The sequence below is a fragment of the Synechococcus sp. W55.2 genome, assembly GCF_047461635.1.
GTDB lineage: Bacteria > Cyanobacteriota > Cyanobacteriia > Thermostichales > Thermostichaceae > Thermostichus.
This window is the reverse complement of sequence record NZ_JANSHM010000082.1, coordinates 1-11203: the sequence shown is the minus strand read 5'-3', so window position 1 is coordinate 11203 and position 11203 is coordinate 1. Positions and strand designations below refer to the sequence as shown.

16 protein-coding genes and 1 tRNA gene are annotated in these 11203 nt (G+C 57.8%); 8 read left to right on the top strand and 9 right to left on the bottom strand.

Annotation, left to right across the window (positions count from 1 at the left end; genetic code table 11):
- Both NW828_RS12725 and NW828_RS12720 read left to right on the top strand, forming a co-directional pair.
- Window positions 1-681, top strand: a 681-nt coding sequence (locus NW828_RS12725) for an RNA-guided endonuclease InsQ/TnpB family protein (RefSeq protein WP_414384236.1), incomplete at its 5' end; no start/stop codon positions are given.
- Between the two features lie 358 nt (window positions 682-1039).
- Window positions 1040-1759, top strand: a complete 720-nt coding sequence (locus tag NW828_RS12720; RefSeq protein WP_011433617.1) for a response regulator transcription factor — start codon at window positions 1040-1042, stop codon at window positions 1757-1759.
- Window positions 1760-1815: 56 nt separating this feature from the next.
- Here the strand turns inward: NW828_RS12720 and NW828_RS12715 are convergent, their stop codons facing one another.
- Complete coding sequence (locus NW828_RS12715; protein WP_414329500.1) at window positions 1816-2664, bottom strand: ABC transporter ATP-binding protein; 849 nt, start codon at window positions 2662-2664, stop codon at window positions 1816-1818.
- Window positions 2665-3107: 443 nt separating this feature from the next.
- Between NW828_RS12715 and NW828_RS12710 the strand changes: the two genes are divergently transcribed.
- The 3 genes from NW828_RS12710 (at window position 3108) to NW828_RS12700 (ending at window position 5427) form a co-directional block, all read left to right on the top strand.
- On the top strand, window positions 3108-3386 hold the full coding sequence (locus tag NW828_RS12710) for a hypothetical protein (RefSeq protein ID WP_414384234.1): 279 nt from the start codon (window positions 3108-3110) through the stop codon (window positions 3384-3386).
- 60 nt (window positions 3387-3446) lie between these two features.
- Window positions 3447-5072: a TM0106 family RecB-like putative nuclease gene (locus NW828_RS12705; RefSeq protein WP_414384232.1), complete on the top strand. Its 1626-nt coding sequence runs from the start codon at window positions 3447-3449 to the stop codon at window positions 5070-5072.
- Window positions 5073-5193: 121 nt separating this feature from the next.
- Window positions 5194-5427: a hypothetical protein gene (locus NW828_RS12700; RefSeq protein ID WP_414384230.1), complete on the top strand. Its 234-nt coding sequence runs from the start codon at window positions 5194-5196 to the stop codon at window positions 5425-5427.
- A 169-nt stretch (window positions 5428-5596) separates the two neighbouring features.
- Here the strand turns inward: NW828_RS12700 and NW828_RS12695 are convergent.
- The 3 genes from NW828_RS12695 to NW828_RS12685 all read right to left on the bottom strand — a co-directional run bounded on the left by NW828_RS12695 (window position 5597) and on the right by NW828_RS12685 (window position 6512).
- Window positions 5597-5670: transfer RNA gene (locus tag NW828_RS12695), tRNA-Pro, on the bottom strand.
- A 98-nt stretch (window positions 5671-5768) separates the two neighbouring features.
- Window positions 5769-6182: an NfeD family protein gene (locus tag NW828_RS12690; RefSeq protein WP_414346738.1), complete on the bottom strand. Its 414-nt coding sequence runs from the start codon at window positions 6180-6182 to the stop codon at window positions 5769-5771.
- 90 nt (window positions 6183-6272) lie between these two features.
- Complete coding sequence (locus NW828_RS12685) at window positions 6273-6512, bottom strand: hypothetical protein (protein ID WP_011433611.1); 240 nt, start codon at window positions 6510-6512, stop codon at window positions 6273-6275.
- Between the two features lie 140 nt (window positions 6513-6652).
- On the opposite strand from NW828_RS12685, the gene NW828_RS12680 reads away from it, so the two are divergent.
- Window positions 6653-6847, top strand: a complete 195-nt coding sequence (locus NW828_RS12680; protein WP_414384228.1) for a hypothetical protein — start codon at window positions 6653-6655, stop codon at window positions 6845-6847.
- Here NW828_RS12680 and NW828_RS12675 read toward each other — a convergent pair.
- The 3 genes from NW828_RS12675 to NW828_RS12665 form a co-directional block, all read right to left on the bottom strand.
- Complete coding sequence (locus tag NW828_RS12675) at window positions 6823-7905, bottom strand: SAM-dependent methyltransferase (RefSeq protein WP_414384226.1); 1083 nt, start codon at window positions 7903-7905, stop codon at window positions 6823-6825. The two genes, NW828_RS12680 and NW828_RS12675, sit on opposite strands and share 25 nt — an antisense overlap.
- Window positions 7902-8504 carry a 3-isopropylmalate dehydratase small subunit gene (gene leuD, locus NW828_RS12670; protein ID WP_414384224.1) on the bottom strand — a complete coding sequence of 201 codons (603 nt, stop codon included), beginning with the start codon at window positions 8502-8504 and terminating at the stop codon, window positions 7902-7904. The genes NW828_RS12675 and leuD overlap by 4 nt, the downstream gene beginning before the upstream one ends.
- A gap of 139 nt (window positions 8505-8643) precedes the next feature.
- Complete coding sequence (locus NW828_RS12665) at window positions 8644-8970, bottom strand: phasin family protein (protein ID WP_011433607.1); 327 nt, start codon at window positions 8968-8970, stop codon at window positions 8644-8646.
- A 42-nt stretch (window positions 8971-9012) separates the two neighbouring features.
- Here NW828_RS12665 and NW828_RS12660 point away from each other — a divergent pair, with 42 nt between their 5' ends.
- Both NW828_RS12660 and NW828_RS12655 read left to right on the top strand, forming a co-directional pair.
- On the top strand, window positions 9013-9351 hold the full coding sequence (locus NW828_RS12660) for a hypothetical protein (RefSeq protein WP_414384223.1): 339 nt from the start codon (window positions 9013-9015) through the stop codon (window positions 9349-9351).
- Window positions 9348-9824, top strand: coding sequence for an urease accessory protein UreE (locus NW828_RS12655; protein WP_414384221.1), 477 nt, complete (start codon window positions 9348-9350; stop codon window positions 9822-9824). Before NW828_RS12660 ends, NW828_RS12655 begins: the two co-directional genes overlap by 4 nt.
- A 43-nt stretch (window positions 9825-9867) precedes the next feature.
- On the opposite strand, the gene NW828_RS12650 is transcribed toward NW828_RS12655, so the two are convergent.
- Together NW828_RS12650 and NW828_RS12645 are read right to left on the bottom strand one after the other, a co-directional pair.
- Window positions 9868-10572, bottom strand: a complete 705-nt coding sequence (locus NW828_RS12650; protein ID WP_414374649.1) for a Uma2 family endonuclease — start codon at window positions 10570-10572, stop codon at window positions 9868-9870.
- A 177-nt stretch (window positions 10573-10749) separates the two neighbouring features.
- The coding region (locus NW828_RS12645) for an alpha/beta hydrolase family protein (RefSeq protein WP_414384219.1) at window positions 10750-11203 on the bottom strand (454 nt) is incomplete at its 5' end.

Genomic DNA, 11203 nt, shown 5'->3' with positions numbered 1-11203 from the left:
AAGGTGATCGGGGTGGATTTGGGAAGGATAGATATCGCTCATACCTCAGAGGGGAAGAACTGGAATGGACAGCAGTTGAACAGAGTCCGAGACCACTACTCCCGGTTGAGGGCGGCACTCCAACGCAAAGCCAGTAAGGGCACACGCAGTTCGCGGCGCAGGTGCAGAGAACTGTTGCAACGGCTGTCTGGCAAGGAGAGGCGCTTTCAAACGTGGGTCAATCATCGCATCTCCAAAGCTATTGTCTCTAGGGCAAAGGCTACCAACAGCGCTATTGCCCTGGAAGACCTGACAGGGATCCGGGAAAGGGTCAATCAACAACCCCGCAGCAAAACCGAAAGGCGCAGGGCCAACAGTTGGGCGTTCTACCAGCTACGCCAGTTTCTGGAGTACAAGGCGAGAGTTGCAGGGGTTTCTCTGGTTCTTGTGCCGCCTGCCTACACGTCGCAGACCTGTCACAAGTGTTTACACATCCATCCCGATCCTGCGCAATCCTACCGCAGTGGCAAGTCGTTCAAGTGTGGGCACTGTGGATGGGAAGGGGATGCGGATTTGAATGGTGCGAATGTGATTGCGCTCTTGGGGGCTGTCGTAAACCAGCCTAGAGGTCCGGGCTTGTTTTGTTCTCTGGTAGAGCAGAACAGGCTCAGGGCTACTGAAAGCCCGCTCCGTACCGCTTAGCGGTCGGAGCCGGGTAGTTTACTAAGATAATGCCCAAGATTCTTGGATAAGCCTCCGTTGATTTACGCACAGGAGGGCGGCCTCGGCAAGGATAAACTCCCTGCGCGACCCCACACGTAAAGACTTGAAATAAGATTTAGGTGTTCAATAACTCATGAATCACCTGCGTTTGTTGCCCTTTCCAGCCGAGGTTGGGGTCAAGCCTGCCCTGTTGATAAGGCTCTTTTTCCCCTCCCACCTGGCGAGCTGAGGGCCTATTGCCTCTATGTGATGGTTGCCTATGGACTGCCGAAGGGATCCCCGCACCCCAACGCCCTGCAACCTTGTCTCCTGCTGACTTCGAGAGTGCCAAGCTGCCATGTCACGCATCCTCATCATCGATGATGATCCCAGCATTTGTGCTCTACTGCAGCGGTACTTGCAGCGGCAGGGGTATTCGGTTGAGGTGGCGATGACGGGGGCCGAGGGCTTACAGCAGTTGCGCGCTTTTCAGCCGGCCTTGGTAATTTTGGATCTGAACTTGCCGGATGTGAGCGGCTACGATCTCTGCCAGCAAATGCAAAAAGAGACCGGCGTGTACGTGTTGATGTTGACCAGCCGCGTCAGCCCTGCTGATAAGTTGCACGGATTCCAGTTGGGGGCAGATGACTACCTGACCAAGCCCTTCAGCCTGCCGGAGTTACAGGCGCGAGTGCAAGCCATTCTGCGGCGGCAACGCATGAAGACCGAAGTTGCCAGCGCACCGGTCTTGACCTTTGCCTCTTTGGTAATCGACCCGGAAACCCGAGCAGTCATCCGCGAGCAGCGCCTGATCAACTTAACAGCACTGGAGTTCGATTTGCTCTATGCTATGGCTCGACATCCGGGGCGGGTTTGGCGACGGGCTGAGCTGATTCAAGAGGTGTGGGATTTTAACCACGAGGGAGATGAACGGGTGGTCGATGTCCACATCGGCCAAATTCGCAAGAAACTAGAGACTGATACCAGCCAACCGGAGTTGATCCGCACCGTGCGTGGAGTTGGCTACAAGTTTGAGCCCCCCGCTCCGAAGGAGGGATGGGGAGAGGAAAAACCTTAACCCCCAAATAACTCTCCCCTCTTCACGTTGGGAGAGGGGCCAGGGGTGAGGGCCCGTTAATCCAAGCGGCGGCCTGTCAAACGCACAAAAATGTCTTCTAAGTTGGCCGGGCGCACCATGAGGCCGGTTTTGTCAGGTTCAGCTTCCAACTGCCGCTGAGCTTCCGCCAAGCTGGGGAAAAAGGTGTACTCCACCTCCCGGCCAGGACAGGATCGCACCAGCAGGGCCTCTCCATACTTGGCCCGCAGTTGCTCGGTGCTGCCCAACTCGATTAACCTTCCCCCATCCATGATGCCGATGCGGTCGCACAGCTCTTCTGCCTCCTCCATGTAGTGGGTGGTAATCAGCAAGGTCATGCCCTGCCGATTGAGATCCCGCAAGATCTCCCACAACAGCCGCCGCGCCTGGGGATCCAACCCGACGGTGGGCTCGTCCAAAAACAAAATCTGGGGGCGATGCAGTAACGCCCTGGCCACCTGCAAGCGTCGTTTCATTCCCCCTGAGAGGGTTTTCACTTTGTCTTGCCGGCGATCCGCCAGCCGCACATACTCCAGCCATTCATCGATGCGCCGTTGCCGCTCTGGGTTGGAAATGTGGTGCATGCGGGCATGAAACTCCAGGCTTTCCCAAACGGTCAGCTCTGCCTCTAGGGTGATGGGCTGCAACACTACCCCAATCTGCCGCCGCACCGACACGGGATCCCGCACCACATCGTAGCCCCCCACCCGGATGGATCCCTGGCTGGGTCGGGTAAGGCTGGTGAGCATGCGAATGGTGGTGGATTTCCCGGCTCCGTTGGGCCCCAACAGGGCAAACACTTCCCCCTGCGGGATCTGCAGGCTCAAATCCTGAACGGCAACCTGCTGCCCAAAGCGTTTCCACACCCCCTGCATTTCCACCGCCACCGTCTTGGTTTGGGGCAAGGTTGGGGCCGTCGAAAGAGCTGTCACAGTCCGCTCCGGTAAAGTGTAAAGAAATCTTTATTCTCCAGCATACGCCAGCCGTGTCAGCAAGCTGCAGGTCTTATCAGGGATCCCTGCCCTTGGCAGTAGTTTATGCTATCCCTTCAAGTCTTCCGTGGCTGTGATCTCGTTCCCTGTGGTTTTTCTCCAAGCTCTGCAAAATAGTATACATTGCACCTGAAGGGTGAGTTACGTCCGCAGGGCAGGGCGTGATCGTACAGCAGATAGGGGAAGTCGCACTAAATAGCTAGTGCTGTATCTGTACGTATGGGTAACAATAAAGACACAAGCTTGAGCGGGCTGACTGTTCGGCTTGGGGCTTTTTCTTGGTGAAGTGACTTCCCTTCAGCGCCCACCGATAACCTCTACTAACCAATGTAAGGAAAATGCAGAGCAAAGACCGATTCGACCAAATTGACTTCCGGCTGGATCGCCTGGTTGGGGCTGTGTTGACCCTGGCCGAGACCGTCAGCTTCGTCAAGGATGACCTAACCCATTTGAAAGCTGTTGTTCAACAACAGGTGCTGATATCCCAGGAGCACAACACCTGGCTGGGAGAGTTAAAGACGATATGTCAACAGCAAGCCGATACAGCTCGTCGCCAATCTGAGACGATTGAGCGGATCATCGCCCATCTCCTGCCCGCTCAGGATCCCAAGTCTTGAAGGATCAGAGGGCAACCTGGGGGCGTGCCACAATGGCAGCAGAGCTGAGGTTGTCCACCGTTGGAGTGCCAGGTTGCAGCAGCAGGACAGGGTTCTGTTGAGGCTGAGGAGCTGCTTGCTTTTTTTCGTTGCCGACGCTTGCCTTACCTGGATCGCTTTGGCCCTCAAGAGGCCAAGCTGCCGCCGGACAACCTGCTGGAGCAATGGCGGCGGGATCGCCAAACCCTGGCAGCCGCTGTGTTTGAGCGATTCCCCGGAGAACGGGTTGCGCCGGGCAATGAAGCTCTCTTGGCAGCCATGGCCGACGGGGCGGAGCGGATCTACGGCGGACGGATTGCCGCAGAGCTGTTTTGGCAACCGCAGGAAGATCTCAACTGTACTGCTGAGGCAGAGCTGTTGCAGCTTGCTTCTGAACCTGTCCCTCACTCCTCCTCTCCAAGGGATCCCATCCCTGCCCCAGAAGACTGCGAGATGGTGCCCGCTCTTGCGTTGCCGCCTGAAGCTGTTCCAGAGGGACGTTCAGTTTGGGTGAGCAGCTCCCTGGATCTGCTGATTCGGGATCCCGCTCTCGTTGGCAGAAGTCGCCACGCCGCCCGATCCTCTTACCTGCCGGTTCATATTCGTATCGGCAAACGCCCCAAGCCGGAGTACGAATTGGTGCTGGCTTTGCAGGCAGAGTTGCTCGGATCCCTGCAGGGAAACGTTCCCAAGCGGGGCATTTTGATCCTGAAAGATGGGAAGTGGCACCCCGTCCACCTGAGCCGCCGACGAGCACAGGTGCGGCAATTGCTGCAGGAGTATCTGCACTCCCTCAGCCAGCCGGAACCGCCCCAGGTGTTTATGGCCCGCAGCCGCTGTCATCTTTGCCACTGGCGGGAGCATTGTCGGCAGTTGAACGCCACCGCCCAACCCCTCAGCCTGCTACCGGGCGTAACGGGATCCCGCTATCCCCTTTTGCAAGAGGCGGGGATCCACTCGATTGAAGCCCTGGCCAACGCTCAGTTGGATAGGTTGCAAGCCATTCCCAAGTTGGGATCCGGCGTGGCCCTGCAACTGCAGCTGCAAGCCCGTGCCACCCTCAGCCGGCAGCCTCTCTGGATTCAATCCCCCCCGGAAACCCTGCCCACCACACCTGTAGAGCTGTACTTCGATATCGAGGCGGATCCCCGCCACAACGTCGCCTATCTGCTGGGCCTGCTGGTGGTGGAGCAAGCCGAGGGGAAAAAGGTTGCGAGCTATCACAGTTGCCTGGCCGCCGAGCCGCCGGAAGAAAGGCAAGCTTGGGAGCAATTCTTGCAACTGGCACAACGCTATCCCGACGCTCCCATCTACCACTTTCACGGCTTTGAAGTGCAGACCTGCCGACGGCTGGGGGAGCAATACCGCACGGATCCCCGACAGCTGCGGCAGTTGTTGCAGCGCTTTGTGGATTTACAGGCCTGGGTGCAACGCTCGGTGGTGCTGCCGATCGAGAGCTATTCCCTGAAAAACATCGCCCGCTGGTTGGGGTTTCAGTGGCGTCTGCCTGATGCCAATGGCGCCCAGTCCATTTATTGGTATAGCCAATGGCTGGAAACTCGGGAGCGCAGATATTTGGAGCACTCGCTTATCTACAACGAGGATGATTGTCGAGCTACCCATCGGCTAAAAGACTGGTTGTCCCAAAGTGGTTCTCCATCCGAATGAGTTGACGAAGGTGGTCTGTCCCCAGCCATGAATGCCGCAGCTTGCGCCGCCAGTCTTGTGGCCAGTTGCTGAGGTTTCGTTTAGAATCAGGCAGGACTGTTTAGTTTATCAGGGAAATCCCATGCTGTTGAAATCTCATGAATCTCCTCGCCATCAGGGCAGAAACCGTCGCGGTCGTGGGGGATCGGCACGCAAGCGCCAACTGGACAAACGGAACCGCGCCTTGATGCAACGATTACGACAGGGAGAGCAGGCTCTCAGCTCTCGATCTTCTCGGCAGGGGCAAGTTAACCCTGCCTTTTTTGTGCTTGCTTCTCCTTGGCCTGGCTACGAGGGATCCCGCTTGGCTGCCTGATCCGCCCATTTCTTTCATGGCATCGAAGAATCGAAGAGTTTGCTTCTTGCGCCTTCAAGACAAAGACTGCACCCCTGCCGATAGATGCGGGTTTTGGCTGCGGGGCTCTGGATAGGTGGGAAACTCTCGGTCAATAGCGTAAACGGCTCAATTTCCGTCGCAGTCAGGATCGGGATGACAGGATTTGAACCTGCGGCCCTCTGCTCCCAAAGCAGATGCGCTACCAAGCTGCGCTACATCCCGGCTTAGCTTTTGTGATTATGCCAGATCCCCGCCTCTGATGCACACCCAAGCAGGGATCCCTCGCTCAAGGCAACAAGGGAAACAAACATTTGTCCAGGTCAGGACTTGAGCATCTTGGCCGGCATGACAATGAGGGTATTTCCCTGTCGCTCCACCACGTAGAGCTCCTGTCCGGCTTGGATTTCCAGGTTGGGAATGCTGCACTTGGCGTTCCAGGTGGAACCCAGATAAGAAACCCGCCCCCGTTCGCCTGGGGGAATGGGGGTGATTGCCCGCGCCTCGCGAGATTCCTCTACCTGAACCGATCCATGGGGCACCAGACGGCGGCTGAGGATAATCAACACCACCGATGCCCCAATCCAGCTGGCAAATTGTACCCAGATCGGCAGCCCCAAATAAGCCAAAAGCCCCGCCAAGAGCGCCGCCAGCCCCACCGAGCCGGCAACCAATTCTGGCAAAAACAATTCGGCAGAAATGAGGACTAACCCGATGATGATCCAAGGCCAAACCATAGAATCCAGGGATCCCACCTAACTCAGTATGGCTCAAAACCCCTGGATCCTCAGCAGGGATCCCTTGTCCTTAGGGAGACTGGTTGGGGCTTACCCGCCCAAGCGGTAATTCTCCAAAAACTGCAGGGGATCCATCTCTTCCTGAGGGGAGCTTTTGGGTAGGTTCTTGGATTCGGCGATCCGCATCAAGGTCTCCCAGTCGGTGCTCATGACAAAGGCCACGGCTTGGCGAGCCGCCTCTCGGTGGGGGCAGTCCTCTCCCAAGACACAGCCATCTCGACAGAGGGTGGCGCAATCGTGCGCAGTGCTCCTGGGATCCGGGCCAGCCATGATGTCTTCCTCTCGGTGGGTTTCACGTTTTCTTTAGGATACCTGAAGAGAATCTTGCGCTTGCAGGAGATTTGGGTCAGGGCGGGTAGTTTGGATGAGGAGATGAGGCGACAAGACCTGTTCAAGCGCAGAGGAGCCTTATGGAGTTTTCGCAATTGCAAGCGCTGGTGGATCGAGCGCTGGAAGACAAAAAGCTCACCCGCACAGAGGTGGATCAAATCGTCAGCGCCATCCGGGCCGACGGCAAAATCTCCCCCGAAGAGATAGGCTTGCTGGAGTCCATTCGCGAAATGGTGCTCCGTCGGGAGATTCAGGTGGTGGAAACGGCAGATTGAGGGGCAGGGATCCCCTGTTGCAAGTAGAGGGTGACTTCGCTGCGATTGTGAAACAGGTGGCGGGCTCTCACCAGGGGGAAGGCACTACCCAAGATCTCCAAACTTTGCCGCAGCACCCGCAGGCGGTGTTGGCGAGGTAACTTCAGGGTCATCACAGCTCTCCCCTGTGGCTCCAGATGGGGGGCAAAAGCCACCATCAGGTGGGCGGAAGCCGGGCCATCCATGCGCATGTCGTTGAGGATCAGGTGAAACCGGCCTGGGCCACGGGCCAGGTAGGCTTGGGCGCTGAGGCGATGGTGGCGGATCCCCGGATCTTGGCTGAGGCGCTCGTCCAAGTCCCCCGGATCCACTGCTGTGACCTGCTGGCCATATAGGCGCAAAATGCGCGACCATCCCCCCGGTGCTGCCCCCAGATCCAGAGCCTGTCCCCCCGGCACCAAGGGAATCTGAAACACCTGGATGGCCTCCAGCAGCTTAAACTCGGAGCGGCTGATTTGCTCTGGATCCCGCCGAAAGCGATGGATCCCACCGGCCCAGTTGGAGAGGTTCTGGGCAGCCAAGGATAGGCCCAGCCAAGCGCGAATGCCCATCGGTTGAGCCAGGATCACCACCGAGATCACCTGCTGTGGGTCTTTGACCTGCAGGGGGGATCCCACCGCCGCGATCACCTGTTCGGCCAAGGTTTCATTGACCTGGAAGGGCTTGAGATTCCGCTCCCCAAACAGGCGCGTTTGAACCGAAAAGCTGAGGGTGGGGTCAATGGCTGCCAACATTTCCCCATCAAGGCGCAATTCAACTAAGGATCCCTCGGCCAGCCGCCGTTCTTGGTGAATGGGGCAGATGTGGCGTAAAAAAATGGGCGGGTCAGCTTGCCAAGCCTCAGCCAGGTCAGCAAATGAGCGTTGGCTGCACACCCATACCAAGCCAGGTGCTTCCTTTAGCCGCTGCACGGCAGCCTCTGGATCCGCAGCTTCTATCTCCCGGATCGCCAAATCCAGAAAATCTGGGTCAGCACTGCCCAGCCATGTATGGGTATCAGGGGGGAGAGGATGGCTCAACGGGCTCGCTGCCAACGCAGGTAGGGTAAAGAAGCGGCTACTTGCTGAATCTGGGCTTGGGCGGCCAGCAGTTGTCCTGTGGCGTCCCAGGTGCCCTGCACCAGCATTTGCCAGGCTCCCTGGGGGATCTCCACAGCAGCGGTATTTGCCTCCCAGCGCACCTGTTTGTTGGGCAGATCCAGCGTCAACTGGAGCTGGGGATTTTCCGCCACCGCCTTCTGCAGGGCTTGAATCACAGCCGGGGGTGCCGTAACACAAGGGATCCCTAGAGCCAAGCAGTTGCCGAAGAAGATCTCGGCAAAGCTTTCGCCAATGAGGGCGCGGATCCCCCATTTGGCCAGCGCTTGGGGGGCATGCTCCCGGCTGGAGCCACAGCCAAAATTGGCATTGACCACGAGGATCTGGGCTCCCTGGTACTGAGGCTGATCGAAGGGGTGTTGGCCGGGATCCTGGGCGCGGTCGTCGGCAAACACGTGCTGGCCCAAGCCGTCGAAGGTGACGCACTTCAAAAAGCGGGCCGGAATAATTCGGTCGGTGTCGATGTCGTTGCCCAGCAGGGGGATCCCTCGGCCTGTGATGGTCAAAACTTCGCTTGACATGGGAATGTGACGGTCAAAACTTCGCTTGACATGGGAACTTGATGAATTCTCCCAGAGAGGACTTCAGGGTATCGCAACGTTCGGCAAAACCCTGCCCAACGGCAAAGGAAAGCCGGCAAAAGGGGAAGGCTCAGCTCGGCTACCGGCGGTAAACCTGATTTTCCAAATTGCGCACCTGCCGCTCCAGCCGATCCAGCCGCCCCCGCAGCTCGTCCATTTCCGATTGGCGGGGCACGCCCAGATCCTGCAGGACGTTGCGCACCTGCCGCTGAACGTAGGATTCAAAGTTACTCTGCTCGGCCTTCACCTGGTTGAGCAGGTTGTTGATGACATTGGATGCCTCTTCTGGGTTGAGCTGCCCCTTCTGCACCAAGTCGTCGGCAGCCTTTCTCAACTGTTCTGCCAGCAGAGTGGTTGTGCCCACGCCCATTAGCAAGAGCTGACGTAAGATACTGTTGTTGTCCAATGCTGCCCTCCAAAGGACGCTTCGCGAACGGTACGGGCCTCCATGACTACCCATTTTCCTCAGTTTGCCCTCAACTTCGCAACCGGCTCGGCCAGTTTCTCCCTTTCGCCTGAGGCGGCACAACAATGGCACAAGGCTCTGCAAATCCTCTTGGAGCGACTCAAGATCCGTTCCCGACTGCAGCCTCAGGAGCCGGTTGAGTTTCGTTACCCTACTGAAGATTTCAGCTTGGAGATGTTCTGCAACCCCAACATCTGGGCTGGCCCCCACGCAGCCAAGGTGCTGGTGACTCTGAAAACCAAGGTGCTGCGCCTTTCCACCGAAGTGGAGTTCTCTCGCCTTCAAGAAGACCTCAGCCAATATCTGGAGTCTCTGGCATGAGCGAAGATCCCCATGCTGCAGGAGAGGATCCCGCGGCCATTACGGTGACGCAACTGCTGGACGAGCCGTCAGAGGGGATCCCCGGCCACTTGGAAGTGGTTGCCCTCACTTGGCACGACCGCCAGCGATCCCGGCAACGGCTGGTGAGCGACTGGGGCACCGAGATCCAGCTGATGCTGCCCCGCGGCACCCATCTTCACGATGGGGATCTGCTCTATGCGGATGCGCAGCGACACATTCGGGTCAGAGCCCAACCCGAACCGGTGCTCTTGATTCAACCTGAAAACCCCATCCAGATGGGCCAAGTGATTCATCAACTGGGCAACTGGCACCGTCCGGCCCACGTTTCCCCCCAAGGGCAGATCCTGGCGCTGGCCGATGATCCGCTGCAGGACTGGCTGGCCCACATGGGGATCCCGTTTCGGTTGGAGATGGCTGTCTTCGAGCCCAACCTGTTGGCCCACAGCCATTAACCTGAGCCTTTGCGAGCGCAAACCCGTCCCTCCGACTCATGGCCTAGGCTCCAGCCTCTGCTTCTCGGGTTGCCAACCGCGCCGCAAACTCCTGGTGTTCCTCCGACTCAATTCCCCTTTGCAGCACACCCAACACCTGCTGCATGTTGCCCGTCAGCAGCGCGTCCACGGCTAACCACAACCCCGGAAACACCCGACTGTACAAAACGCCCAACTCATTGGGCTGTTGCTGCACGTACTCTCCATTCTGGAAGACATACCAGCGAAAGGCTTGCTCTTGGGTTAGCCAGACCAGATATTCCCGCACGCCGTTGCGCCGGTAGGCCCGCAGCTTATCATGCAGGTCGTAGGAAGCTGTGCTGGCGGCAATCTCCACAATCAGCTCCGGTGCACCCTCAATGTAGTCATCCTCGCTAATGCGGGACTGTCCCCCACAAGATTCGTGCATCCGCAATATGGCATCTGGCTGCGGCTCATTGTCCAAGTCCAGGCGAACGGTTGGATTGCCCGCCGACTCAACCCCCGGCGTTGCTGCTTCATAAACTCCCAGCCAGGCCATGATGTGGCTGTGTGGTCTGCCATGTCGGCGATATCTGAGGGGAGATGCCACGTAAACAATTCCCTCAATCAGCTCGGCTTTTTTGAGCTGAGGCATGGCTTGATAGCGCCGTTCAAACTCATCGCGGGTGAGACGATCGCCGCTTTCTAAGATGGGCAGTTCACGGAAGGAAGGGCTACTGACGCTCATGACCAGCTCTCTTACCAGCAGTCGCGACAGTGTTGCGGAGCAATATCGATGACTCCATCCGGGTTGGCTGGTAAGTCCATCATAGAGGGGCTGCTCTGTCGCGACAGCGTTGTGGAGCAACAATGGGCCATAGATGGGACGGGATCCCTTTCTATTCGACCCATTGAGCAGTCATCATCAGATGTCCAAGTTCTCGATCCGAACCGGCTCAAGAGGTTCTGCCAGCGGAAACCCCAGAACCTGGGCATAAAAGTAAAGCTCTGCCTCCAAAGCCCGTTTGATGTTGGCCGCCTGGCGAAAGCCGTGTTGCTCTCCCTCGAAGGGCACATAGGCCACTGGGATCCCTTTGGCCCGCAGCGCTGCCACCATCCTCTCTGCCTGATTGGGGGGCACGATGGCGTCTTCCAACCCTTGGAAGAAGATAACCGGACAATTGAGGCCCTCCAGGTGATGAATGGGGGAACGCTCCCGGTAGAGATCCCGCCGCTCTGGGTAGGGGCCAATGAGGCTGTCCAAGTAGCGAGACTCGAACTTGTGGGTCTCCTGGGCCAGGGCTTCTAGGTTGTGTTGATCTTTCATTTGAGCCAAAAGAGAGCACTGACGAGATAGAGAAAACTCAAGAAGTTCCTGG